Raw genomic sequence first — 25,066 nt, forward strand, 5'->3', positions numbered from 1 at the left:
ATTGGACGGAGCGGCATTGGACTATGCCTCCAACACATGCTCGATGCAGTCGATCAGCTCGTCCGGATCGAACGGCTTGCGAATGAAGCACCAGACGCCGTGCAGATGCGCCTGGCGCTCGATCTCGACGCTTGGAAATGCGGTTATCAGGATGATCGGAAGGCCCTCGGCCATAAGATGCTTCGCCAGATCGATTCCGCTTCTACCTGGCATTTGCACGTCGCTGATGACCAGGTCGAAGTCGCCCTTTCGATCCGAAAGAAACAGATCGGCCGACGCGAAAAGGGTCGCCTCGATCCCCATGCTCTCCACCAGGCTGCCAAGCGCCGACGCCACATCCTCATCGTCGTCCACGATCGCTATTTTTTGCGACCGGGCGCGCAGTAACGCTTCACTCAAAAGACGGTCTCCTTCGACCCTCGACCATCTCTGCAGATCGAATCACATGAAACACACCATCGGGCAGGCCCGACCGGATAACTCACGTCCTACAGTGCCGAACTCACCGACCCGACCCATACCGTGGTATTGGTTGTCGAGACATACGGCCGGGCTTACTGTATGCCATTGACCGTCCGGTCTTCCCTCTGCCTGGAGCCGCGATGTCACCATCCATGCGCATAGCCGTTATCGACGATGACGAAGAGATGAGACTCGCGCTCGACGACCTCCTCTCCAGCTTCTCCCATGTGGTGAAGTGCTACGTAGACAGGGCCTCGTTCCTCGATCGCTGTCGGGAGTTCCAACCAGACATGATAGTAACCGACTATCACATGCCGGGGCTGACGGGCATCGAGACGATCAGGAGGCTGCGCGCGAGCGGATCATCGACACCGGCCATCCTGATCACCGCGTTCGCGAACGAGGCCGCCCGCAAGGCCGCGATCGATGCCGGCTGCCTCGCGTTGCTGAAGAAGCCTTTCGATCCGGACGAACTCATGGATCTGATCGAAAAGGCGGCAGGCCGATGATCGCGCAGATGCGTCAGGACCCTGATCGGGAAGTGGGCGATCAGTCGAGCAGACGGATTGAGGGCCCAACTTGGCCCATGCTCCACGATGCGATGATCATATCCACGACTGACGGAGTGATCTCAATGTGGGACGCGGGCGCCGAACGGATCTTCGGCATTCCTGCGCAGCTCGCAATCGGTCGCAACCGTGACGAGATGCTCACATCGATCTTCAAGGACCCAGTCGCACAGGTCGAGGAGGATCTGGCCACAGACGGGAGGTGGGTCGGCGACGTAGTCTACGAGACCGCCGGCAGTGCGGCCCTCCAGGTGCGCAGCACCATGCGCCTAGTCCAGGACGGCGAGCAACGGATCCTCGTCGAAGGCCTGCTCATCCTGTCCAGCCGCCATCGAGCGCAGGCCGAGCGACGCAGGAACGAGATCGGATATCTTGAGGAGGCCCAACGACTCGCGAAGACGGGCGTGTTCAGCTGGAACATGGTCTCGGGCGAGATTTACTGGTCTGAGGAGACGTATCGCACGTGCGGGATTGCACCCGGCACGCCGCTGAGCATTCCCCTCATCGCTGAGAATGTGCATCCGGAGGACCTGCCGCAATTCCGGACTGCGGTGCGATCGATGATGGCCGACTGCGGAGGCATCGACAGCCAGCACCGCATGGTTCACCCCGATGGCACTATACGTTACATCCACATGATTGGCCACTTTCTCGCCCAGCAGCCGACACAGTTCGTGGGAGCCGTAATCGATGTGACCGAGCGCGAGGCCGCGCAGGAGGAACTCGAAAGGCTTCGGGCGGAATTCGCGCACGCCTCCCGGATCGCCACGCTTGGTGAATTGGCCGCTTCCATCGCGCACGAGGTGGACCAGCCTCTGGCCGCGATCGCCACAAATGCGGCCGCGGCTCGCCGGTTTCTCAGTAGCCCCGAACCAGACCGGGATCGCCTGAGGGGCTTGAACGAGCGCATCGGGCTGAATGCGAGCCGAGCTTCCGAAATCGTGTCGCGCATTAGGCGGATGGCGCGGCGCGGCGAGACGGATCTGGAGACCTTAGAGTTTGGAGTGGTCATACGCGAGGCGATCGCCTTCGTCAGTCACGATCTCTCAAACCATCAGGTCGCCCTGCGCCTGGACATCCCCGACGCGAAAACCTTGGTGGTGGGAGACCGCGTCCAGATCCAGCAGGTGATCGTGAACCTACTGATGAACGCTTCACAAGCCCTCGGCGGCGTTGAGGATGTACCAAAAGCGATAACCGTGGACTGCCAGTTCGATGACGGGATGCTCACCGTCGCCATCAGTGACAATGGTCCGGGGATAGCCGCAGACAATCTCGAGCGGCTGTTCGACGGCTTCTTTACGACCAAGAAGGCTGGGCTCGGCATCGGCCTCTCGATCTGCCGGACGATCGTGGAAGCGCATGGCGGGACAATTGTAGCCCGCAACCAGCCCGGTGGCGGCGCCCGCTTCGAGTTCACCTTACCGGTGAGCAACGGTTGATGGGCGCGCCAGGACGTCTGACGATCCGGTGCTGGCTTGCTGCATTTATCCTGGGTACAAGCAGCGCGTCCAACGCTCAAGAAACCAGCGACGGAGCCATAACGGTGACCGCACAGCGGCGCACCCAGCGCCTCATTGAAGTTCCGGTCGCGGTGAGCCTCGTCGACAATGACGCGATCCGTGACCAGGGGCTCCGTGAGATCTCGGACATCACCTCGAGAACACCCGGTCTTACGGGCGAAGCGACCGGCTTGACCGTGCCGACCTTCGCGATCCGTGGGGTCAGCACAGCTTCGCTCGGCGTCGGCGGGGAAGCGAGCGTTGGCGTATTCCAAGACGGCCAGTATCTCGGCCGGATTGAGAGCAGCAACGTCCCCTTTTTCGACATCGCTCACATCGAGGTGCTGAAGGGTCCGCAGAGCACACTTTTCGGTCGCAACGCATCGGCGGGGGCCATCTCCATCACGTCGCGCCGCCCCGGCTCGACGTTCTCGACGGACGCCGCGGTGCTCGCCGCGGATCCACGATGGACGGAAGGCAGGCTCGCCTTCGATTTGCCACTGTCTGACAGCGTGCATACGCGGTTTGCCTACCTCCACCGATCGATCAGGGGCACAGAGTTCAACATGGTCAACGCGCGGCACGAGGGCGGCGACGTCGTCGACGCAGTCCGCGGGACGGTGGTCGCGCAGGCCGGACCGCTAACGGCGACGTTCATCGGAAACTACGTCTCGGACAATGGCGGCGGCTTCCCTTCCGAGACGCTGGCGCCAACGCTCTCCGCGATCGGATCGCTCCCCGCCGACCCATTCGACGGCCGGCACGCGACTGACGCGCCGACCTACGAGCGTCGCAGGATCAGCACCGCCAACCTCCAACTGGCACTGCGGTTTGGGTCGTCGCTGACACTGGAGACCATCACCGCCTATCAGCGCACCAAGCTCAACCGCCAATTCGACATAGACGGGTCCTTGCTTCCGCTGTTCACCGCCCGCTACCGGGGATATCGGGACGAGAATATCGAGCAACAGGTGCGTCTACAGATCACCACGCCGTTGGTGACGGGTTTCGTCGGTGGGAGCTGGTCCCGAGAGTCAGTCCATAGGGGCACTGACGTGATGTTCTCCGACGAGGCGCTCCTCGCCGGAGTGACCTTCCCAGCCGATAGCATCTATCCGGGTCAATCGGCTTTCGCCGCTTGCGACGTCCCCGCATCCGAGGCGGTCCTCGGCCAGCCCTGCAATCCAGACGCTAAGGAAACGAGCGTCGCCAACGGAAAATACGACACGCTATCGGCAATGGGCGACCTTCGATGGAGGGTAACGGATCGAATCGGTCTTACGACCGGGGGCAGGCTGTCCCTGGATCGTAAACGCTATGCCTACGAGACGATGATCGGCTCCAGCGTCGCAGCCCTGCTCTACGGCGGCAGCGTGTTCGTTTCGCCGACCAACGGCATCAGGCGGTATCACCGGGAATGGACCGCGTTCCAACCGAGGTTCGTGCTCGATTACCGTCTTGATGGCGGACTGATCTACGCCTCGGCGTCCAAGGGCTTCAAGGCAGGCGGGTTCGACTCCGCCCGCGACCCCACCCGTGTGCCGTTCGCGCCGGAAACGACATGGTCTTTCGAGGCAGGGTATCGCCACCACTCGCCCACCCTCACCTACAGCTTCGCCGGTTACCTCGCTACGATCGACGGATATCAGATGCAGGTCGTCAAGAATGGCATCACGGCGACGCTGAGCACCGGCAAGGTGCGCTCGCGTGGTGTCGAGGGAGAATTCCAATGGCGCCCGATCAGCCGCCTGGAAGTGTCCGGCGCGGCATCCTGGAACACCGCCGAGTTCCGCGACCTCGTGACCGACGCCGGCGACCTGAGTGGTAACCGCCTCCCCTATGCGCCCGGTCTGACAATCTCCGGGACCCTCAAGAGCACGTTGATTGAACGGCACGCTTGGAAGCTGTCCGCGCTCGCGTCGGTCCGGAGCTACTCCCGGCAATACTTCACGATGGCCAACGACCGGAACGAGGGACAGGCCGCCCATGCGGTCGTGGATGCCGGCATCATCGTCGATACCGACGACGTCCGCCTTCGCATATTTGCGCGCAACCTGCTTGATCGGCGATACATCATCTACGCGATCGATCAAGGCTTCGGGATCGTCGCGAACCGTGGAGCGCCAAGGACGATCGGCGCTGAGCTCTCAGCCAGCTTTTAGCGTTCAACTCGACTCCCCCTGGAATGATGATCGGCAACACGCTGACCGCCAAGCCCATTATCGCCACCGCGCTCCATCCGAAATGGGTCCAGATGACAGGCGTCAGGAACGACAGCATCCCGCCACCGATGAACGTGCCCGCCGAGTAGACAGCGTTCAATCGCATCCGGATATCAGGCGACAGACCGTATAGCGCAGTCCGGAGGGTGACATCGGTCCCGATCGCGCTGATCCCGACGAGCACCATGCCGGCGATGATCCCGACGTAGCTGTGCGGAAGGATCAGGAGGGCGAGCCAGCCGAGAGCCGCGATGACGAAGGACATGCGGACCGCCCGCTCCATCGGCATGCGGTCGGCCAGACGGCCAACGAACGGCGCCGCCATCGCGGACGTCACCGCCACCAGAGCCATTGTCCCGATCGCACGTGTATCCAGACCGAAGGGTGGCTGCTGCAGATGCAGGGTCAAGCCGACCCAGAAAGCGTTGAAGCCGCCGAACGCCAATGCCTGCATCAAGGTGGTGCGCCGGAGCAGCCGGTTCTCTCGCAACAGCCTCCACAGCGAGCCGAGTAGCACGTCATAGCGCTCGTCCCTGAGCCCCGGCGTCGGGGGCATGGACCGCTTCATCGCGGCCGCCATCATGAAGGTGACGAGCGCAGCGACGGCATACACCGCGCGCCATCCAACCTCGTAACCTGCGATCCCAGCTATCGAACGCCCAAGCATGATGCCGGTGAGAATCCCGGTTGCGAGCGTCCCGGTGACCGCGCCGCGTCTCGCGGCAGGGACAAGTCGCGTGGCATATGCGGGAAGGAGGTAGGTCACGATGCCGCACAACCCTGCGATCAGGCAGGCGATCATGAATAGCGTCCGGTCGGTCGTGGCCGCCATCGTCGCCATCGCGAGCGACTGGATCATGAGGAGAAGGACCACGATCCTGCGGTTGTCGATTCTGTCACCAAGGGGCAGCAGGAACACCATCCCCGCCGCGATCCCGATCTGCGTGATCGTGGGCACGAGGCCCGAGAGGGAGCGCGGCATCCCGAGATCTCGCGCGATGTCGATCAGAAGGGGCTGGCTGTAGTAGTTGTTCGCGACGCAGACCGCGCAGGTGATGCCGATGAGCGCGAGGACGGCGCCCCCGAGCCCCCGGCGGCGGACGAGGGTGTGCAGCCCACCTTGCCAGCCGCCGTCGAGGAAGCGACAGTCATGTCGCCGCCCCAAGGTTTACCGGGGCGACGAGCGGCGCGTAGCTGCCCGCCTTGATCGGGTAGATCTTGAGGCACATGCTGGGTCTCCTTTGGAAAAGCGAATTGTCAGCGTGCGAAAGCGAAGCGCATGCGGATGTCGAAGAGGACGGCTCTGGCCATCAGCGGGTCGATCCCGATCCAGTCCATTGCCACGGCTTCTACCGTCAGGAGGAGCCGGACGATGGTCGGGGACCAGCGATACGTTGATACGGTGTTCGACTGCGCCATGGGCTCGTCCAGCTGCGACGGCATCGGATCAGGCCGCCTGCATCGGTAATTCGATCGTCGGGAAGTCGACGTCGGTGCGCGCCACGTTATTAATAAGATTGGTGAAGAAGTTCTCCGCGACCACCGCGACGATCTCCACGATCCGGGCGTCGTCGAAGCCTGCGGCACGGACGGCATCGATGTCGGCGTCGTCCACCTTGCCACGCGTCTCCGCGACCTTCCTAGCGAATGCAACAGCGGCGGCGGCCTTGGGCTCGCCCGCCTTGCCAGTGCGCGCCAGCGCGATCTCGTCGGGGCTCAGATGGGCGTAGTTGTAGCCGGTGTAGCTATGGGCGGCGTTGCAGTATTCGCATCCGTTGACCGCCGCCACGGTGAGCGCGATCCGTTCGCGCGTCTTTACGTCCAGCACCTTGCCGAACGCCTGTCCCATCGCCCCGTGCGCAGCCAGAACCGCCGGGCTCGTTGCGATGGCGCGGAAGAAATTGGGAACTCGGCCGAGTTGCGCGTTGACCGCGTCGAGCGTCGGCTTAGCGGCTGCGGGGGCCTCGTCGCGGGTCGGGATGTTGATGCGGGACATGTTGTTCTCCTGTCGTCTAAGAGCCGTGCTGGCCTCGACAGGATTAGAAATACGCCTTGCCATTTGATGGAGTAAGATACCGCTTTCATGATGCAGCTTTCCATTTTATGGAAAGATCATGGATCGACTGGAAGCCATGTCCCTGCTCATCGAAACCGTGGAGTGCGGCAGCATGTCCGCGGCAGGCCGCAAACTTGGGGCGCCGGTGGCCACGCTTAGCCGAAAGCTGTCCGATCTCGAAGCCCATCTGGGGGTGAGGCTGCTCACGAGATCGACCCGCAAGTTGGAACTAACCGAGGCTGGGCTCGCCTATCTGGCGGCGAGTCGACGCATCCTTGAGCAGGTGGGAGAGGCGGAGAAAGAGGCTGCCGGCGAGTATCTGGTCCCCCGAGGGGAGCTGCTTCTTACCGCGCCGCTGTCGTTCGGTCGCCGTCACGTTCTTCCCGTCGCCAACGAGTTCCTCGCGCAGCATCCGGACATAACGGTCCGTCTGGCGCTCTCCGACGAACATCTCGACCTAGTGGGCCAGCATGTCGATCTCGCGGTGCGTCTCGGTGAACTGACCGATAGCCAGCTGATCGCCCGCAAAGTCGGCGCCATGCCCTGGGCGATCGTCGCTAGTCCTCAGTTTCTGGCGGCACACGGCAAACCCAAGACACCAGACGAACTCACGGGGATGCCATGCGTGGGCGTCGACTTCATAAATCTCGCGACCTGGTGGCGATTCCGCGTGCCGGGCGCGAGCACGGACCATAACGTCGGCGTGAAATGCAGGCTCGCCGTAAACACCGGCGAAGGCGCGGTCGATGCCGCGATCGCCGGCGTCGGTCTGACGCAGATCCTGCTCTACCAGGCAGCGCCCGCCATCGCGGCGGGTCAGCTCAAGGTCGTCCTGGCCGACTACGAGGCGGTTCCCCTTCCCGTCTCCATTGTCTATACCGGACGCGGCAAGATGCCACTGAAGACGAGGAGCTTTCTCGACTTCGCAGCACCCCGTCTCAAGCGTCAGATCGACCAGCTGGACCGACTGAGCGGCTTCGTCAGCGCCTGAGGCGCCACAAACCCGGCTCAGGAGGCGTCGGTCTTCGCGGCACTCTCCTTCTGCGCCTCGACATCGGCGAGCCGCTTCGCAAGCGTGTTAGTCAGGATCGTATGCGCGTCGCTCCCCAACACTAGACGAAGCGGGGCCGGTTCGTCCGTCGCGCTTGCGACGATGGCCTCGGCCATCTTCGCCGGATCACCAGGAGGCACGGCGGCCGGGTTGGCGAGATAGGCGCGCAACCCGCCGATCGGCGTCCCGCCATAGGCCTCGACGTCCGAGCCGAGCCGATCGCCTGCCGTCTTCCGGAAGCCAGTGCGGGCACCGCCGGGTTCGACGATGGTGACGCCGATGCCGAAGCTGGCGACTTCCTGTGCGAGGGAATCGAAGAAGCCCTCAACGCCCCACTTGCTCGCATGGTAGAGTGACGCGCCCGGGTGGGTCGCCTGTCCGCCATAGGATGAGATCACGACGATCCTGCCACCCCTTTGCTCGCGCAGATGCGGCAGCGCCGCGCGCGTGACCTCGATGGGGCCGATGAGATTGGTGTCGACCTGGTGGCGGATCTGCTCGTTTGAAAGTCCCTCGACCGCGCCGAAAAGACCGTAACCCGCATTGTTGACCACCACGTCGACGCGCCCGAATACCGCGAACGCTTCGTCCACGACCTTCGGTATCGACGCGAAGTCGGTCACGTCGAGGATGGCACCGCGAAAATCATCCGCGTAGCGCCCGGCCAACTCCTCGGCGTCGGCCGGCTTGCGAGTGGTCCCAACGACGCGGTCACCCTTCGCCAGGGCGGCTTCGGCAATGGCGCGACCAAGGCCGCTGCCCACGCCCGTGATGAACCAGGTCTGCATCTGTCCTATCCTTCTCGGAGCCCACCGGGCCCGTGCTGGGGACGTGGGCAAATTGATTTTCAAGTCGCGTGGCGGAGCGCATCAGCGCCCCGCGCGCCGGCCAATGATCAGAAGCCCTCGATCACGGTCTTGCCGATGGCCTTCCCGCTCTCGACAATGCCATGCACCTCCTTGAGGTTGGCAGCGTTGATCGGCGACAGGGTGCTGGTCAGAGTTGTCTGGAGAACGCCAACGTCGACCAGGTGCGAGACCTCCTCGAGGAGCTTATGCTGCTCGATCATGTCGGGTGTTCTGAACATCGACCGCGTGAACATCAATTCCCAGGCAACTGTGATCGCCTTGCGCTTCAGGGGCACGATGTCGAAGTGCGCGGGATCGTCGATCAGGGCGATATGACCCTGCGCCGCCACGATCTTCGGGAACAGCGGGAGATAGCGATCGCTGGCGGTGAGACCGGCGACATATTCCACCTCGGGATGGCCGATGCGCGCTAGTTCCTCGTCGAGCGGCTTGTGGTGGTCGATCACATGATGTGCGCCCATCTTCTTCACCCAATCGATCGTCTCGGGCCTGGAGGCGGTAGCGATCACGTTCAAACCGGTCAGTCGACGTGCGATCTGGATCAGGATCGAGCCGACGCCGCCGGCGCCGTTGATCACGAGGATCGACCCGCCCGACTTCTTGCTGCCATAGGGCGCCCGCAGGCGATCGAAGAGCAGCTCCCAGGCCGTGATGGCGGTCAGCGGCAGCGCCGCAGCCTCCGCCCAGTTCAGGCTCTTCGGCTTGTGCCCCACGATGCGCTCATCGACGACGTGAAGCTCAGAATTCGTCCCCTGCCGGGTTATATCGCCGGCATAGAATACCTCGTCGCCCACGTTGAACAGCGAGACATCCGAGCCGACCGCCTCGACGACACCGGAAGCGTCGAAACCGAGGATCTTTGGCGCGGTGTCCGAGCGCGCGCTTGAAGTGCGCACCTTGACATCGACGGGGTTCACTGACACTGCCTTAACCCTGACGAGAAGGTCGCGCGGACCTGGCTCGGGTGGTGCGATCTCCAGGTCGAGTAGGGAATCGGCGCGCTCGATCGCACCGGCCTCATTATATCCGACGGCTTTCATATCGTAATCTCCATCATCTTCGTTCCCAGCTCAAATCGGGGCTGACCGAGCTGTGCGCCACCGCCAATATCGAACGCCCACCGTTCAGTTTCGCATGACCTATGGTCGCCCACACTCTCGATGAGCGCCTCCAACTGATCCTCCGACCAGCCGGCCATGAGGAACCGCCCGACCTCAGCGCTGGGAATCCCCAGCCGCATCGACCTGCGATGCACGCCGTATGACGAAGCGTGTCGAGACACGGACTCTCCAGTTCCTCGCCGCTGACCAGTCCGACAAGAGCCTGGCCGAAGGGTGAGCAGGCCAGCGGGAGCGATCCCGGCCGTGAACCCATGGCGATGACGAGCCACTGGAGCGGCTGGAACGGCGAAGCACCCGACGGGGCATTCGACATGGCGGCTGCGGCTTTGATATCGATCATCATGTCGGCTCTCCGATGGAAAGGACCTATCTTTGCGGCCTCTTCATCGTGCCCGGTGATTACGGACCAAACCATTCTACGGAAGGTGACTGCGCCCCTACTTCAGTATGGCGCGCAGCCATCAGATCTCCGCTGGCAGTTGTTCCGTCAGATGCTCGATAAGCACCCTCAGCCGCCTCAGGCGGCGCAGATCCTCGTGATAACCGAGCCAGAGTTCGCGGGACGGCGGCGCGTCTCCGCCAAGTTCAACCAGGTCCAGCCTGTCCGCGATCACCCGGGGCAGAACCGCTACCCCGGCGCCCGCCACGCACGCTGCCGCCTGGGCCTCCCGGCTGTTGCTACGGAACGCCAGTCCGGCATCGGCCCAGCGCGCTCGGAGCCAGGTCACATCCGGCTGTCTATCCAGCGCGGAGTTCATAGTGACCAGCTGATGTCCGGTCCCCGTCTCGGTCCCAGTTGGATCACCCCGAAGTTCGAGATACCCCCGCGACGCGTAGAGTCCGTAGCTGATCGTCACCAGCCGACGCTGGACGACGTCGGCACCACTGAAACGCGAGAAACGGAATGCCAGGTCGGTTTCGCGACGCTGGAGATCCAGCATCCTGGAATCGGCCACGAGTTCGATCGTCAAACCGGGGTGCTCGGCCGTCAGTGATCCCAACGGCGCGGCAAGCACCTTGGAGGAGACCCAGTCGGAAGCCGAAATGCGCACCCCCTCGAGGCCGCGGGCGCCGCCTGCGAGTTTGCGTTCGAGGACGTTCGCCTCCTCGGACATGTGCTCCGCATGCAGAAGCATCGCCTCACCTTCGTCCGTCAGAAGGAAGCCAGAGGCCGTCCTTTGGAACAAGGACGAACCCACCGCCTCCTCCAGCGCACGGAGTCGGCGACCGGCAGTCGGCTGGCTTAACTTTAGCTGACGCGCAGCCGACGTCAGCGTGCCCGCCCGTGCGATCTCTAGGAATAGCCGGACATCGTCCCAGTTGATTCTGTTTACGGAAAGTCGACCTGCCATTTCGCCATTCATTCATGCATGGCCGGTCACATGCAAGCGGAGTCTGCACCATCGGAACGCATACCATCGCTCAGGTTGGCGCGCTCACCACCTCACGCGATATCCAAAATTCGAAGCCGCCAGGAGATCAAGATGGAACACGCAGACCACGAGCGTCCGGTCGACGAAAAGGCGCAGCGGGACGCAGCGCTCGACGAGGCACTAGAAGAGACGTTCCCGACTAGCGACGCCATTCAGCTGAGCGCCCACACCGAGGAGTCAGTTGTCGGATCTTCTTCCGAGCGCACATGGTTTGTGACGGGCGGTGCGAGGGGGCTCGGCCGAGAAATTGTGCTGGCCGCGCTCCAAGCAGGCGATCAGGTCGTGGCGACCGCCCGCGACATCTCGGCATTGGCAGATCTAGAAAAAAGTATCCGGACAAGATCCTCGCCGTCGGACTTGACGTGACGGACGAGACAATGGCGATCGATGCGGTGAAGCGCGCAGTCATTGCATTCGGAGGGATCGACGTGCTCGTGAACAACGCCGGCTATGCCGATGTCGCGTCCGTCGAGGACATGGCGTCGAACGACTTCAGGCGCCAGATCGAGACGAACTTCTTCGGCGTTGTCAACGTGACCCGCGCCATCCTTCCGGTCATGCGCGAGCAGGGCTCCGGCCACATTCTCCAGATCGCATCGGTTGGAGCCCGCCTCGCTGTCGCGGGCCTTTCGGCCTACCAAAGTGCGAAGTTCGCTGTCAGGGGCTTCTCGCTAGTCCTTGCGCAGGAGGTGGCACCGCTTGGCATCAAGGTCACTGTTGTGCAGCCAGGTGGCATCCGCACCGACTGGGCGGCTTCATCGATGAAGCCGCCGACACCGAGCAAACCCTATGAGGCGACGGTGTGCCGCCGGGCGGAGATGCTCCGCGCCAACAGCGGCAACGAGACGTCCGACCCGGCTCGCATCGCGCAGGTGCTCTTGGATATCGCGGGAGCCGATGATGCTCCGGTGGAGCTGCTTCTCGGCAGCGACGCGCTGGAATATTCCGCGAAGGCGGCCGAGGCAGTCGCCGCGTCCGATTTGAAGTGGGCGGACATGACGCGCAGCGCCGACTTCGTGGGCTGACGGCACCGGCGGGGCGTGGGCAGGCAACATCTCAGGTCGCTCGCCACCCACGCCGGTCATTAGGAGGAGATGAGCGAGACCAGACCCGGCCCCTCGGCCGCGAGCGCATCCATCACGGACGTTCTGCGGGCGAGATAGGCCCTCAGCGTCGGCGTCCCTTCGAGATCGATCCCGAAGAAGAGCGCCCATCTCGCGATCACGAACATGTAGGCGTCGGCCGCAGTGAAACGGTCGCCCGTCAGGAAGTCTCTGTCACCGAGCGCGTTGTCCAGTTCCGACGCGATCCAGCTCCGCCACTCCATCACCCGGTAGCGCTCAACCGAACCTTTAAGGGGGCATCAGATCGGCGCGTCCCGCCGCATCGCAGATGACGTGGGCTATTACGGTGTTCTCGGTGATCGTCTTACCGTCGGCCAGTTACCGCAACGGCACAAGGCCCCGACCCGCTTCCGCGCCATACCCCGAGCCGTCCTGCCGCACCTTGGCCTGCACATTGACCATCTCGATCTCGAACGGCAGTCCTGCCTCCCGCAGGAGGATGTGAACGGACATCGAGCTCGTCCCGGGATGTGCGAACAGCTTCAAATGTTTGCTCCGCCACACGACGACCGAAGCACCGACGAAAGGTTACCCTTCGCCGATGCCGCAGCGGGTCGTGGGAGCGTTACGACCCTGAGATCAGGCGGCCTTCTTCACGTTGAGAACGCGGCGCTGGGTGAAATCTTCAATGCCCTCGATGCCGTTCTGGACGCCGATGCCGGACTGCTTGGCGCCACCGAACGGAACGTCCTTGGGCAGGACCAGATGGCGGTTGACCCAGATCGTGCCTGTCTGGATCCGCGATGCCACCTCGGCGCCGCGCTCGACGTCACCGGTCCAGATGATACCGCCGAGACCATATTCCATCTCGTTTGCCCACTGAACGGCCTCGTCGATACTGTCATACGGCAGGATCGGCAGCACCGGACCGAACTGCTCCTCGCGGACCAGGCGCGCGTCGTGCGACAGACCCGTCACGATCGTCGGGCGGATGAAGTAGCCATCGCCTTCCATGGCCTCGCCACCCGCAAGGAAGGTGCCACCTTCGTCCTTCGCGGACTGGATGAAGCCCAGCACCTTGTCATACTGCATCTTGTTCTGGATCGGGCCAATCGTCGTGCCCTGCTCCAAGCCATCGCCCACGACAGCCTCGTTCGCCAGCTTTGCAAGGGCGGCGGAAAGCGCGTCGACCATCGCCCGGGGCGCATAGACACGCTTGGTCGCGAAGCAGACCTGGCCGGCGTTAATGAACGCGGCGAAGAAAATCTTCGGAGCCATCGTCTCGATGTCGATGTCGTCGAGGACGATCGCCGCGTCGTTACCACCCAGTTCGAGCGTAAACCGCTTCAAAGTGTCAGCCGCCGAGGCGAGTACCTTCTTGCCCGTCGGCGTCGATCCGGTGAAGCTGACATGAGCGATGTCGGGATGGCTGGTCAGGAGTGGCCCGAGATCGTTCTGATCGACGAGGGTCTGGAAGACGCCGGCCGGGAAGATGTTGGCGGCGATCTCACCCAGGAGCAGCGTCGTCAGAGGCGTGGTCGGTGCCGGCTTGGAGATCACCGAATTGCCCGCCACCAGAGCGGCGCCGATCTTGTAGGACAGCAGCGCCAGCGGGAAGTTCCACGGCGTGATCGCAGCCACTACACCCTGGGGATAGCGCTGCTCGACGATGAGCTCTTCGTCGTTGTCGTGCAGAACCTTCGGGGCGAGATCCTGCTTTGCGAAGAACCGCAGGGCATCCACTGTCTCTGCGACCTCGAAACCAGCCTCGACAAGCGGCTTGCCGACCTCCTGGGTGAGGAGACGGGCGAACTCGTCCTTGCGGGACTCGATAGCTTCTGCGAGATCGGAAACCGTGGCGGCGCGATCCTTGAAGCTCAGCGACGCCCATGCGGGAAACGCGCGCGAAGCGGCGGCAATAGCCGCTAGCGCCTGGGTCTCGTCCGCACGAGACGCCGTCGCGAACGTCTTGCCGGTCGCCGGATTGATCACGTCAATGGAATGGGCACCGTCAACGAGAGCGCCGTCGATCAGAAGTCTTGCCTGCATGGTTGTCACCTTTAAATTGGACGTGGGTGCTTTGGTCCCGCGAACGATGGAGCGAACGCAGGCTCGATGGTGGTCGAGATATTTTCGTTTCAGTTAGCGGCCGGCGGCGTCGAGCTGCTCGAACTCCTCACCCGTCAGGGCGATGGCGAGGGCGCGGACGTTCTCCTCCAGATGCTTGACCGAAGTCGTTCCAGGAATGGGAAGGATGACCCGGCTTCGCTGGAGCAGCCAGGCGATCGCGATCTGGCCCGAGCCGACGCCGTGCCGCGCAGCGATCCGCTCGAGGATCGACCCCGACTCGGTGAGCCGACCAGCCGCCAGCGGAAACCACGGGATGAACCCGATGCCGTTCGCGTCGCAATAGTCGAGCACGTCCTCGCTCCCGCGATCAGCGAGATTGTAGCGGTTTTGCACCGTGGCGACCGGGAAGACCGCGCGAGCAGCCTCGATGTCATCAACGCTGACCTCGCTCAAACCCGCATGGCGGATAACGCCGGTGTCCAACAGCTGCCTAATGACGGCAAACTGCTCGTCGCGGGGCACACGCGGGTCGATGCGATGGAGCTGCCAGAGGTCGATGCGCTCGACTTCAAGCGCCTCACGGCTGCGCAGCGCCTGCGTCAGGAGATATTCGGGATCGCCTCGCGGCACCCACTGGTCCGGACCGGGGCGGGTCAGACCGGCCTTGGTCGCGATGTGCAGGCCCGAAGGATAGGGGAAAAGCGCCTCGCGGATAAGCGGCTCGGACACGCCGGGACCGTAGCTGTCGGCGGTGTCGATCAGATTGATGCCCAGTTCGGGGATGCGACGCAGAGTAGCGAGTGCCTTCTCCCGATCGGCCGGAGGTCCCCAGATCCCCGGCCCGGTGACGCGCATCGCACCGTAGCCAAGACGAGAGACATTCAGGTCACCTCCGATAGAGAAAGTCAGATTGTTCATATGCCTCTCCTCACGCAGCCAGCTTGGCATTGAGGATGCGGAGCTGCGTGAAGTCCTTCATCCCCTCCATGCCGTTCTGAAGGCCAATGCCAGACTCCTTCGCTCCGCCGAACGGCACGTCGAGCGGCAAGGCCATGTGCTGGTTCACCCAGATGGTGCCCGTCTCGATCTTACTCGCGACCTCAATCCCGCGCTTCACGTCGCCGGTCCAGATCGTGCCGCCCAGACCGTATTCGACGTCGTTGGCGCTCGCGATGGCCTCGTTCAGATCGTCGTAGACCTGGATCGGCAGCACGGGTCCGAATTGCTCCTCAAGCACCAGACGCGCGTCGTTCGGAAGCCCGGTGACAATGGCGGGCGAGATGAAGTAGCCGTTGCCGGTCGCTTCCCCGCCAGTCAGGAAGGTGCCGCCTTCCTCCCGGGCGGACGCGATGTAGCCGAGGACCTTTTCGAACTGCATCTTGTTCTGAAGCGGCCCCATCGTGGTTAATGGATCCATACCGTCGCCAAGGACAGCGGCCTGCGCGCGGCGCGTGAGGGCAGATGTCAAGGCGACGGCCAGTGCGCGGGGCAGGTAGACGCGCTTGGTCGCGTAGCAGACCTGGCCGGCGTTGATGAACGCAGCCGCGTAGATCTTGTCCGCGGCCCATTCGACATCGACGTCGTCGAGTACGATGGCCGCGTCGTTCCCGCCCAGCTCGAGCGTGAACCGCTTCAGGGTCTCAGCGGCCGAGGTCAGCACCTTCTTGCCCGTCGGCGTGGAACCGGTGAAGCTCACATGGGCCACGTCGGGATGGCCGGAGAGCAGTGATCCGAGATCGTTCGCATCGACCAGCGTCTGGAACACGCCGCGCGGGAAGATGTCAGCCGCGAGTTCACCAAGGATCAGCGTGGCAAGCGGCGTCGTCGGAGCCGGCTTCGCGATGACAGTGTTACCAGTGATCAGCGCCGGCCCCAGCTTGAACGAGAGCAGCGTCATCGGCCGGTTCCAGGGCATGATCGCGACGACGACGCCTTGCGGATAGTGCTGCTCGACGATCAGTTCGCGCTGGTTCTCGCGAATGACGCGATCCTCGAGCGTCTGGGTCGCGAAGTAACGGATGGCGTCGGTCGCACGGCCGACCTCGAAGCGGCAGTCTGCGATCGGGCCGCCGCGCTCGCGCGTCAGCGTCTCCGCAATCCGGTCGGCATTGGCCTCCATCGCGTCGGCGAAGCGCTCGAGATACGGACGGCGCCCCTCGTAACCGAGAGCTCCCCATGCGCGCTGCGCACGCCGCGCGGCGGCGATGGCCACCTCTGCCTGGGTTACGCTGGCGCGCGGGGCCTTCTCGAACGGCTGCGCCGTGGTCGGGTCGATCACGTCCATCGAGAGCGCACCCTCGACAAGGTCTCCATCGATGAGAAGACGGTGGGTCATCGGGCATTCTCCTGTGATGCGAAAGCCGACCGCGCATCGGCGACGGCCTCCGAGTTCGCTTCGGCCAGCCAGTGACCTGCGTTCGGGAAGACTGCGACGGAGACAGTCTGCGCCATCCCCTCGAGCATGAGCGGATGGGCAAAGCCTCCCGCGCCACGCAGGTCAGGCATCACGAGCCTGAACCCGACGGCGGTCAGCGGCGCGACGACCTTGCGCCGGGTGATGCCCATTTCGGGATAGCCGTGGATGAGCAGCAGCACCGGGCCATGCTCGGGTCCTGCGACGCGGAAGTTGATGCGGACGCCATCGACGTCTGCGGATGACGGATGCACCACGGAGAACTGTTCCATGGACCTCATGGCTGGGGGATCGGATCGGCCACGCTAACGAGTCCATGGCCCTCGGCCTTCAGAGCTGCTCGCACCGTCGGCCGCTGGCCTGCGAACGCGAGCAGAGCGGCGATCCGGGGATAGGGGTCGAGCGAGATCCCGAAATAGTGGGTCCAGCTGGCGATCACGAAGAAGTAGGCGTCCGCGGCCGTGAAAATGTCTCCGGTCAGATACGGCCCGGTGAGATCGCGCTCAGCGAATGCCAGCCTGCCGTTGATCCGCGCGATGACGATGTCCCGCATCTCGTCGCTGATCTGCCAATAGAGCGGCCCGAAGCTCTTGTGCAGTTCGGCCGCCACGAAGCTCTGCCACTCCATGACGCGATACCGCTCCATGGTCCCGGCGGCAGGCATGAGATCGACCCGGCCGGCGCGGTCGCACACATATTGCGCGATCGCCATGTTCTCGGTGAGATCGGGTCCGTCGCCTATCTCGATGAGCGGGACCATCCCGCGCGGAGCGACCGCGCGGTAGTCGCTCCCGTCGGGTCGGACCTTCTTGGTGACGTTGACGACCTCGAGCTCGAACGGCTCGCCGATCTCGCGGAGGAGAATGTGGACGGATAGCGAGCTGGCGCCCGGATGCGTGTAGAGCTTCATGAAGCGGCCGATCAGAACGAGGTGATGACCGAGCGGGCGATCGCGCCGTGTTTCAGGTCCTCATAGGCCTCGTTGATCTCAGAGATGTTCACTTCCCGCGAGATCAGGTCATCCAGGTTGAAACGGCCCTGGAGATAGAGGTCAGCATACATTGGGATGTCGTGCTTAATGTTGCTCGAACCCATGAACACGCCCTTCAGCTCGATCTGCCGGATGATCACGTCCAGGCCCGCGACCGGGAAGGTCTCACCGGGGCGGTGGAGACCGATGAGGTAGGCGGCGCCACCCGGACGGACGACGTTGACGGCGAGCTCCGATGTCACGGGAAGGCCGATGACCTCGAAAGCGTGGTCGGCGCCGCGCGGCAGGATCGCCTTGACCGCAGCAACCGCGTCACCCTCGCCCGAATTGATGAAGTCAGTCGCACCGAACTTGCGGGCGAGCTCCTCCTTGCCGGGCTGGTTGTCGATCGCGATGATGTGCGAGGCGCCCGCGAGCTTCGCGCCCGCGATCGCGTTTAGCCCGACACCACCGATGCCGATGACCACGACCGTGTCGCCGGTCTTGAGGTCTGCCGAGTTGATCGCGGCACCGGCACCGGTGATCACGCCGCAGCCGAGGACCGACGCCTGCGGGAAAGGCACCTCGTCCGGGATCTTCACGAGCTGGTTCTCATGGACAAGCGTTTGCTCGGCGAAAGCGGCTGTGCCCCAACCAGTATAGACGGGCGTGTCGTCGGAGGCGCGGGTGAGGCGCTGGCCGTCGCTGGCCGCTCGCATCGTCTCTTCGGGATGCTCGCACTGGTAGGTCCGGCCCGACAAGCAGGACACGCAGTGACCGCAGAACTGGACGAGCGAGCCAACGACGTGATCGCCGACCTTCAGCTCGCGGACGTCCGGACCGATCTCGCGTACGACACCTGCCAGCTCGTGACCGAGAACCGCCGGGAGCGGCGTGCCGTAATTGGCCTCGGCGAGGTGGAGGTCCGAGTGGCACAGCCCGCACGCCTTCACGTCGACCAGGACCTCGCGGCCCTTCGGCGCGTCAATGCGAACCTCCTCGATGTCGAAGCGGCCCTCGTTCGCGTTCAAAACTGCTGCTTTCATGCCCAATCATCCTCATTTGGCGATCGCCCACCGGATGGGGGCCTTGCTCGCCTAAAGATGCTGGATTGAGCTTCGACAGCCAGCCCTACCCCGGTATGGGTGCCGCCTCACTGGGTATGCACACGCGGCGGGAACTACTCGAACCCATACCGAAGTATTGTGTCGCCCGATCGACTTAGCTGGCATCTACGGTCGATGTCGGGCAAAGTGGATCGTATGTAGAATGGAGGCCGCGTTGTTGAGTGAAGCAAAGGCGGCCAATGGCGTCGGCACCGTCCAGAAACCCGTCGTCCTGGTGGTCGACGACGACCCGGACATCCGAGAGAGCCTCAGCGACATGTTCGAATCCGTCGGCATGCGGGCGGTCGTCTATGGGACGACGGCCGAGATGCTGGACGACATGCTGCCGGATTGCCCGAGCTGCCTGGTGCTCGATCTGCGGCTGCCCGGTTCGAGCGGCCTCGAACTGCAGGCGCAGCTGGCGAGCCAGGGGATCGCCATCCCAATCATCTTCATCACCGGCCATGCAGATGTGCCGACGACGGTCCGCGCTATGAAGGCCGGTGCCCTCGACTTCCTGTCCAAGCCCTTTCGCGAGCAGGAGTTGCTGGACGCGGTGTCGGATGCGCTCAAACGCGATGGCGAACGACGCCTCCAACAACGAGAGCGCGACTCTGTCCGCCTGCTCGCACAGCAACTCACGTTGCGCGAGACCGACGTGCTGCGCGGCGTAGCTCGGGGACTGCTCAACAAGCAGATCGCATACGAGCTGGGCATCACCGAGGTGACCGTGAAGATGCACCGTTCGAGCGCGGGCAAGAAGCTCAAGTCCATCTCGGTCGCCGACATGATCCGCAAGATCGAACTGCTCGACCTCTAGGTCGCCCGGCTGCGTTGCCCGCCATCCGGTCAAGTTCCAGCTCCATCCCAACCTCGCCCAATGACGCTTCTGGCCATACCAGGGTATGGCTGTGCCCAACGCCCCCTGTGCGGCAAGCTCCCCTCGCAGGGAGGACGGCATGGTCGAGATCAACATCAATGGTGAGAGACGCGAGACGAGCGTGGATGGCGACACGCCTCTGCTTTGGGTCCTTCGCGACATACTGGGGCTGACGGGCACGAAGTTCGGCTGCGGCATTGCCCAGTGCGGTGCATGCACGGTCCATGTCGACGGGGAGGCCGTGCGATCCTGCAGGCTGCCGGTTGGCGCCGTCGGCAAGCGCGCCATCACCACCATCGAAGGCATCGGTGCCACCCCGATCGGAGCGGCCGTGCAGAAGGCGTGGCTCGATCTCGAGGTCATCCAGTGCGGATACTGCCAGTCGGGGCAGATCATGGCCGCCACGGCGCTCCTCGCCTCAAACCCGAAACCCGACGACGACGCCATCGACGCAGCCATGTCCGGCAACATCTGCCGCTGCGGCACCTACGTCCGCATCCGCGAGGGCATCAAGAAGGCAGCCGTCCGTGCCTGAGGCCGCTGTCTCACGGCGTGACGCCCTCCGCTTCGCCGCCGCCGGAGGCGCGGTCTTCCTCCTCGGCGTCAACCTCCGGAGCGCCAGCATAGCCGCCGTCTCCGACACGACCACCGCCGCCTTCGCACCAGACGCGTTCATCCGCATAGCGGGCGACGGCCGTGCCACCCTCATCATGCCACAGACCGAGATGGGTCAGGGCATCTACACTGCACTCTCGATGCTGATCGCCGAGGAACTCGACCTCCCGCTCGACGGTGTGACGCTCGAAGCTGCGCCGGCGAGCGACAAGCTCTACGGCAACCCCATCTTCAAGGTGCAGGCCACCGGCGGCTCGACTTCGGTCAGAGGCTACTGGCTGCCCTTACGCAACGTGGGCGCGAGCGCGCGCGCCATGCTGGTCGCAGCGGCTGCCCGGCGCTGGCACGTCGATCCGGCAAGCTGTCGGACGGCGGACGGCGAGGTCATCCACGATGGCAGTGGCCGGCGCGCCGGCTACGGCTCCCTCGCCGCCGCCGCGATGTTCGAGACACCACCAGCACAGCCGACGCTCAAGAAACCGGAGCAGTTCCGCCTGATCGGCCGGTCGCATCGACGTCTCGACACACCGGAGAAGACGAACGGCTCGCTCAAATATGGCATCGACGCGATGCCCGAGGGCGTCAAGTTCGCAAGCCTGTCCTGCGCGCCGGTAACTGGCGGAAAAATCGCGCATGTCGACGACACCCAGGCGCGCGGGCTTCCCGGCGTCAGCCAGATCATCCTGCTCGACGATCTCGTCGCCGTCGTCGCGGACACAAGCTGGGGGGCCATGCGTGCGCTCGCCGCCATCGACATCCAGTGGAATGATGGCGAGTTCGGATCGCTGTCCACCGAGCACCTGCGGATGGCACTCGCCGAGGCTGGCAAGTCCGAGGGCACGGTGGCAGTCGACACGGGAGCCAAGCCTAAGCTCGCTGGCGAGGACGTGATCTCGCAGTTCTACGAGATTCCGCTGCTCGCGCACGCGCCCATGGAGCCGATGAACTGCACCGTCCACGTCACGCCAGGCAGTTGCGAGGTGTGGGTCGGCACGCAGGTCATGACGATGGCGCAGCGCGCAGCCGCCGAGGAGGCCGGACTGCCGCCCGAGCGGGTGACGGTCCACAACCACCTGATCGGCGGAGGCTTCGGTCGACGGCTCGAGGTGGACGGCGTCCGCAAGGCCGTCCGCATCGCCCGCCATGTCGATGGACCGGTCAAGGTCGTCTGGTCCCGCGAGGAGGACATCGCCCGCGCTCCCTATCGATCGGTCTACGGCAGCTGGATGCGTGCCCGTGTCAAGGACGGCAAGCCTGTCGCCTGGGGCCACAAGGTCGCCGGACCGACCGTGGTCGGGCGCTGGCTCCCGCCGGCATTTGACGGAAAGATCGACAGCGACGCTGTCGATGGCGCCGCCGAGACGCCCTACGATTTCCCGTCGAGCTACGTGACGTGGGTCCGCCACGAACCACGCGGGATCACCACCGCCTTCTGGCGGGGCGTCGGCCCCAACATGAACGTCTTCGCGACCGAGAGCTTCGTCGATCGCGTCGCGAGCGAGGTCGAGCGCGATCCACTCGAATTCCGCAGAAGCCTGATCGGGAAGCAGGTGCGCGCACGCGCCGTGCTCGATCTGGCCGCTGACAAGGCCGGCTGGAGATCGCCCCTACCTGATCGCCATGGACGCGGCATCAGCCTGCAATACGCCTTCGGCACCTATGTCTGCACGATCGCCGAGGTCTCGGTCGACGACGATGGCGGCGTCCGGGTTCTCCGCATGACATCGGCGGTGGATTGCGGCACGCCCGTCAACCCAGACGGCATCGTCTCCCAGATTCAGGGTGGCATCGTCTTCGGACTGTCCGCGGCGCTTCATGGTCGTATCACGATCGCCAACGGCCGGACCGAACAGAGCAACTTCCATGACTACCGGGTCGTCAGAATGGACGAGACGCCGCGGATCGAAGTCCACGTCGTCCGGAACGCGGAGGTGCCCGGCGGCATCGGGGAACCCGGAACCGTCTCGGTGCAGGCGGCGGTCGCCAACGCGATCTACGCAGCCACCGGCGTCCACCTGACCCGGATGCCCGTCGATACCGCCCTGCTGGCGAAAGGCGCACTGTCATGACCGGCCGTCGCAGAAACCTACTTATGCTCGCCGCAGCCGCCCTCCTTCTCATCCTCGTGGTGGCGTGGCGGATGCTCTTCCTGCCCGATGCCCTCGCCTTCGCCGGAGGGACGCGGGTCGCCCTTTCGGAATACACACGCGCGCCGATAACGGGCGTGCCAGCCGAACTGGCGAAAGTGGATCCGCTCACGAAGGGCCGCTACCTCGCAGAGGCAGCGGACTGCGCCGCATGCCACACCGCGAAGGGCGGCACGCCGTTCGCGGGCGGACGACCGTTCAAGCTGCCTTTCGGCACCATCTACACACCCAACATCACACCCGATCGCGAGACCGGGATCGGCGCGTGGACCGACGCCCAGTTCGTCCGCGCGGTCCACAAGGGCATCGGTCGCGACGGCGAGCGACTCTATCCCGCCTTCCCATACGCGTCCTACACCATGCTGACGGACGACGACGTGCTGTCGATACGCCGCTACCTGGCGTCGCTGCCAGCGGTCCGCCGAGCCAACCAGCCGAACACGTTCGCCTTCCCGTTCAACCAGCGCTGGCTGATGACGATCTGGGGTGCGTTCTTTAATCCGGGCAAGCGGTTCGAGCCCATCGCCGAGCGGAGCCCGCAATGGAACCGCGGGGCCTATCTGGTCGAGGCCGCCGGGCATTGCGGCGAATGCCACACGCCTCGGACGCTGATGCAGGCGATGAACACCCGAGCGAAGTTCTCCGGTGGACAGGCCGAGGGGTGGAACGCCTACAACATCACCGGAGACCGTCTGAGCGGCATCGGCGCATGGACCGACGCTGAGCTCGCCCAGTATCTCTCTAAGGGCCATGCCGAAGGGCGAGGCGTCGCGTCGGGTCCGATGGCGGAAGCCGTCGAACTGAGCACGAGCCGTCTTACCAGCTCCGACATCGCGGCGATGGTGGCCTATCTTCACACCATCCCGGCGGTGCGCACCAAGGCGTCACCCGAGATGGCCGGCCCCGCCCCCGCCATTGCGAGCGCCGGCCCCAAGGACAACGTCGCCGGAAAGCGGATCTTCCAGGGTGCGTGCGCCAGCTGCCACGCATGGAGCGGTCGCGGAGCGATTACCTCCGACCAGCAGCTCACCGGCAATCGCGCCGTGAACGACAGAACCGCCGCCAACGTCGCGATGATGATCCTCAATGGGACGGGCGGCTCACCCGAGCGACCGGGAGCATACATGCCGAGCTTCCGCGCCGCCTACACCAACGCCGAGATCGCGGACGTCGCCAACTACGTCACCGCGCGCTTCGGCTCCAAGCCGTCCCGCATCACCACCGAGGTCGTGAAGCGGATGCGCGAGGAATAGCCTCAATCCAAAGGAGAACTCACATGCACATGATGGACTGGAACGGATATCGCGACCAGGTGCTTGCCGGCGTCGGCGGCATCGGCAAGCTCACCCCTGACACCACGCGAGGCTACGCCATGCTGGGCGGTGCCGGCGCCAAGACCGGACATCTAGATCCGAAGACCCGCGAGCTGATCGCCGTGGCCTGCGCGATCACGCTTCGCTGCGACGGCTGCATCACGGTGCACACCAAGGCAGCACGTGATACGGGCGCAACCGAGGAGGAGCTCGCCGAGGCGCTGGGCGTCGCCATCGCCCTGAACGCCGGTGCAGGCCTTGTCTATTCCACCCGTGCGATGGACGCCTTCACGGCATCCGGCGAACTCTGACCGGAGCTTCCAACATGAAGAACTGGCTTGTGACCGGCAGTTCCAAAGGACTTGGCCGCGCCATCGTAGAGCGCGCTCTGGCGGCGGGAGAAAATGTCTTCGCCACGGCGCGCGACGAACGCTCGCTGAACGATCTTGCCAGCGACCATCCCGACAGGCTTCGCGTGGGTCGGCTGGATGTTACCGATGCGGCCCAGGCCCGATCCTGCGTTGCTGCGGCTGTCGACGCGTTCGGCAGGCTCGACGTGCTCGTGAACAACGCCGGCTACGGCCTCATCGCACCGTTCGAACAGACGACGGATCTCGAGCTTCCGCGATCAGATTGAGACCAACCTTTTCGGAGTGGTAAATCTCACCCGAGCGGTCCTGCCCGCCATGCGGATTCAGCGCGCCGGCCACATCATCAACGTGTCGTCAATTGGCGGGCGTGCAGGCGCGCCGGGGTTGAGCGCCTATCAGGCTGCAAAATGGGCCGTCGGCGGGTTCACGGAGTCGGTGTCCCAGGAGATCTCTGCGTTCGGTGTCCATATGGTGTCGCTGGAACCCGGCGGCATGCGAACGGACTGGGGCGCGAGCGCCAACGGTAGCGCGATTGACCTCCTGCCCGAATATGCGCCCTCCGTCGGCGCCTTTCTTGACATGATGCCCCGGTTCGTCGGCAATGAAGTCGGAGACCCCGCCAAAATCGCAAAGGTCATCTTCGATCTGACGCGCCGGAATGATCTGCCCGCCCATCTGGTGCTCGGCAGCGATGCACTGCACGTGCTGGCGATTGCCGAGGAGGCTCGCCGCAAGGCGGCCGACGAATGGGTCGCGGTCAGTCGATCGACGGATTTCGATGAAGGCGACATATCTTATCTGGAGGGCAGCCGCTTCCACTGAGACGTGACGG

Annotated in this window: 24 protein-coding genes and 3 pseudogenes; 11 read left to right on the plus strand and 16 right to left on the minus strand. The window is 64.1% G+C overall.

The genetic code is table 11. The features are described 5' to 3' along the window. Positions 1 to 21: 21 nt before the first annotated feature. On the minus strand, positions 22 to 399 hold the full coding sequence (locus KZO24_RS27415; protein ID WP_486488230.1) for a response regulator transcription factor: 378 nt from the start codon (positions 397 to 399) through the stop codon (positions 22 to 24). 215 nt (positions 400 to 614) lie between these two features. Here KZO24_RS27415 and KZO24_RS27420 point away from each other — a divergent pair, with 215 nt between their 5' ends. The 3 genes from KZO24_RS27420 (at position 615) to KZO24_RS27430 (ending at position 4,695) form a co-directional block, all read left to right on the plus strand. Then, positions 615 to 971, plus strand: coding sequence for a response regulator (locus KZO24_RS27420; protein ID WP_486488231.1), 357 nt, complete (start codon positions 615 to 617; stop codon positions 969 to 971). Then, positions 968 to 2,473: a PAS domain-containing sensor histidine kinase gene (locus tag KZO24_RS27425; protein ID WP_486488232.1), complete on the plus strand. Its 1,506-nt coding sequence runs from the start codon at positions 968 to 970 to the stop codon at positions 2,471 to 2,473. The genes KZO24_RS27420 and KZO24_RS27425 overlap by 4 nt, the downstream gene beginning before the upstream one ends. Positions 2,474 to 2,577: 104 nt before the next feature. Then, positions 2,578 to 4,695: a TonB-dependent receptor gene (locus KZO24_RS27430; RefSeq protein ID WP_486488233.1), complete on the plus strand. Its 2,118-nt coding sequence runs from the start codon at positions 2,578 to 2,580 to the stop codon at positions 4,693 to 4,695. Here the strand turns inward: KZO24_RS27430 and KZO24_RS27435 are convergent. The 3 genes from KZO24_RS27435 to KZO24_RS27445 form a co-directional block, all read right to left on the minus strand. After that, positions 4,607 to 5,920 carry an MFS transporter gene (locus KZO24_RS27435; RefSeq protein ID WP_486488234.1) on the minus strand — a complete coding sequence of 438 codons (1,314 nt, stop codon included), beginning with the start codon at positions 5,918 to 5,920 and terminating at the stop codon, positions 4,607 to 4,609. The genes KZO24_RS27430 and KZO24_RS27435 overlap by 89 nt on opposite strands. Before the next feature lie 92 nt (positions 5,921 to 6,012). Next, the gene (locus KZO24_RS27440; RefSeq protein ID WP_486488235.1) at positions 6,013 to 6,198 is read right to left on the minus strand and encodes a hypothetical protein; all 186 of its coding nucleotides are present in this window, start codon (positions 6,196 to 6,198) and stop codon (positions 6,013 to 6,015) included. A 4-nt stretch (positions 6,199 to 6,202) separates the two neighbouring features. Continuing rightward, on the minus strand, positions 6,203 to 6,751 hold the full coding sequence (locus KZO24_RS27445; protein WP_486488236.1) for a carboxymuconolactone decarboxylase family protein: 549 nt from the start codon (positions 6,749 to 6,751) through the stop codon (positions 6,203 to 6,205). A 118-nt stretch (positions 6,752 to 6,869) separates the two neighbouring features. On the opposite strand from KZO24_RS27445, the gene KZO24_RS27450 reads away from it, so the two are divergent. Further along, positions 6,870 to 7,802 (plus strand): LysR family transcriptional regulator, encoded by a 933-nt coding sequence (locus KZO24_RS27450; RefSeq protein WP_486488237.1) that lies wholly within the window; start codon positions 6,870 to 6,872, stop codon positions 7,800 to 7,802. A gap of 17 nt (positions 7,803 to 7,819) precedes the next feature. Here the strand turns inward: KZO24_RS27450 and KZO24_RS27455 are convergent, their stop codons facing one another. The 4 genes and pseudogenes from KZO24_RS27455 to KZO24_RS27470 form a co-directional block, all read right to left on the minus strand. Continuing rightward, positions 7,820 to 8,650: an SDR family oxidoreductase gene (locus tag KZO24_RS27455; RefSeq protein ID WP_486488238.1), complete on the minus strand. Its 831-nt coding sequence runs from the start codon at positions 8,648 to 8,650 to the stop codon at positions 7,820 to 7,822. Positions 8,651 to 8,757: 107 nt separating this feature from the next. Then, on the minus strand, positions 8,758 to 9,771 hold the full coding sequence (locus tag KZO24_RS27460; protein ID WP_486488239.1) for a zinc-binding alcohol dehydrogenase family protein: 1,014 nt from the start codon (positions 9,769 to 9,771) through the stop codon (positions 8,758 to 8,760). Between the two features lie 542 nt (positions 9,772 to 10,313). Beyond that, positions 10,314 to 10,988 carry a LysR substrate-binding domain-containing protein gene (locus tag KZO24_RS27465; protein WP_486488421.1) on the minus strand — a complete coding sequence of 225 codons (675 nt, stop codon included), beginning with the start codon at positions 10,986 to 10,988 and terminating at the stop codon, positions 10,314 to 10,316. Between the two features lie 63 nt (positions 10,989 to 11,051). Continuing rightward, positions 11,052 to 11,216, minus strand: a pseudogene (locus tag KZO24_RS27470) (helix-turn-helix domain-containing protein); the annotation flags it as partial. Between the two features lie 225 nt (positions 11,217 to 11,441). Here KZO24_RS27470 and KZO24_RS27475 point away from each other — a divergent pair. Next, a pseudogene (locus tag KZO24_RS27475) lies at positions 11,442 to 12,310 on the plus strand (SDR family NAD(P)-dependent oxidoreductase). A gap of 59 nt (positions 12,311 to 12,369) precedes the next feature. Here the strand turns inward: KZO24_RS27475 and KZO24_RS27480 are convergent. The 8 genes from KZO24_RS27480 to KZO24_RS27515 all read right to left on the minus strand — a co-directional run bounded on the left by KZO24_RS27480 (position 12,370) and on the right by KZO24_RS27515 (position 18,848). Further along, complete coding sequence (locus tag KZO24_RS27480; RefSeq protein ID WP_486488422.1) at positions 12,370 to 12,612, minus strand: glutathione S-transferase C-terminal domain-containing protein; 243 nt, start codon at positions 12,610 to 12,612, stop codon at positions 12,370 to 12,372. A gap of 115 nt (positions 12,613 to 12,727) precedes the next feature. Then, positions 12,728 to 12,862, minus strand: a complete 135-nt coding sequence (locus KZO24_RS27485; RefSeq protein WP_486488240.1) for a thioredoxin domain-containing protein — start codon at positions 12,860 to 12,862, stop codon at positions 12,728 to 12,730. Between the two features lie 126 nt (positions 12,863 to 12,988). Continuing rightward, positions 12,989 to 14,398, minus strand: a complete 1,410-nt coding sequence (locus KZO24_RS27490) for an aldehyde dehydrogenase family protein (RefSeq protein ID WP_486488241.1) — start codon at positions 14,396 to 14,398, stop codon at positions 12,989 to 12,991. A gap of 93 nt (positions 14,399 to 14,491) precedes the next feature. Next, a complete protein-coding gene (locus KZO24_RS27495) occupies positions 14,492 to 15,337 on the minus strand; it encodes an aldo/keto reductase (protein ID WP_486488242.1) in 846 nt (281 codons plus the stop codon). Between the two features lie 10 nt (positions 15,338 to 15,347). Then, on the minus strand, positions 15,348 to 16,703 hold the full coding sequence (locus KZO24_RS27500; RefSeq protein ID WP_486488243.1) for an aldehyde dehydrogenase family protein: 1,356 nt from the start codon (positions 16,701 to 16,703) through the stop codon (positions 15,348 to 15,350). A gap of 47 nt (positions 16,704 to 16,750) precedes the next feature. After that, positions 16,751 to 17,104 (minus strand): alpha/beta fold hydrolase, encoded by a 354-nt coding sequence (locus KZO24_RS27505; protein WP_486488244.1) that lies wholly within the window; start codon positions 17,102 to 17,104, stop codon positions 16,751 to 16,753. A gap of 5 nt (positions 17,105 to 17,109) precedes the next feature. Continuing rightward, positions 17,110 to 17,742 (minus strand): glutathione S-transferase N-terminal domain-containing protein, encoded by a 633-nt coding sequence (locus KZO24_RS27510; RefSeq protein WP_486488245.1) that lies wholly within the window; start codon positions 17,740 to 17,742, stop codon positions 17,110 to 17,112. A gap of 11 nt (positions 17,743 to 17,753) precedes the next feature. Next, complete coding sequence (locus KZO24_RS27515) at positions 17,754 to 18,848, minus strand: Zn-dependent alcohol dehydrogenase (protein ID WP_486488246.1); 1,095 nt, start codon at positions 18,846 to 18,848, stop codon at positions 17,754 to 17,756. A 223-nt stretch (positions 18,849 to 19,071) separates the two neighbouring features. On the opposite strand from KZO24_RS27515, the gene KZO24_RS27520 reads away from it, so the two are divergent. From KZO24_RS27520 to KZO24_RS27545, 6 genes and pseudogenes are all read left to right on the plus strand, one after another. Next, positions 19,072 to 19,728 (plus strand): response regulator transcription factor, encoded by a 657-nt coding sequence (locus KZO24_RS27520; protein WP_486488247.1) that lies wholly within the window; start codon positions 19,072 to 19,074, stop codon positions 19,726 to 19,728. 139 nt (positions 19,729 to 19,867) lie between these two features. Beyond that, positions 19,868 to 20,323, plus strand: coding sequence for a (2Fe-2S)-binding protein (locus KZO24_RS27525; protein WP_486488248.1), 456 nt, complete (start codon positions 19,868 to 19,870; stop codon positions 20,321 to 20,323). After that, positions 20,316 to 22,472, plus strand: a complete 2,157-nt coding sequence (locus KZO24_RS27530) for a xanthine dehydrogenase family protein molybdopterin-binding subunit (protein ID WP_486488249.1) — start codon at positions 20,316 to 20,318, stop codon at positions 22,470 to 22,472. Before KZO24_RS27525 ends, KZO24_RS27530 begins: the two co-directional genes overlap by 8 nt. Then, the gene (locus KZO24_RS27535) at positions 22,469 to 23,803 is read left to right on the plus strand and encodes a c-type cytochrome (protein ID WP_486488250.1); all 1,335 of its coding nucleotides are present in this window, start codon (positions 22,469 to 22,471) and stop codon (positions 23,801 to 23,803) included. Before KZO24_RS27530 ends, KZO24_RS27535 begins: the two co-directional genes overlap by 4 nt. Before the next feature lie 23 nt (positions 23,804 to 23,826). Next, complete coding sequence (locus tag KZO24_RS27540; protein WP_486488251.1) at positions 23,827 to 24,174, plus strand: carboxymuconolactone decarboxylase family protein; 348 nt, start codon at positions 23,827 to 23,829, stop codon at positions 24,172 to 24,174. Positions 24,175 to 24,188: 14 nt separating this feature from the next. After that, positions 24,189 to 25,056, plus strand: a pseudogene (locus tag KZO24_RS27545) (SDR family NAD(P)-dependent oxidoreductase). The last annotated feature ends 10 nt before the right edge of the window (positions 25,057 to 25,066 follow it).

The sequence above is a fragment of the Novosphingobium sp. NFX11 genome, from assembly GCF_057376415.1.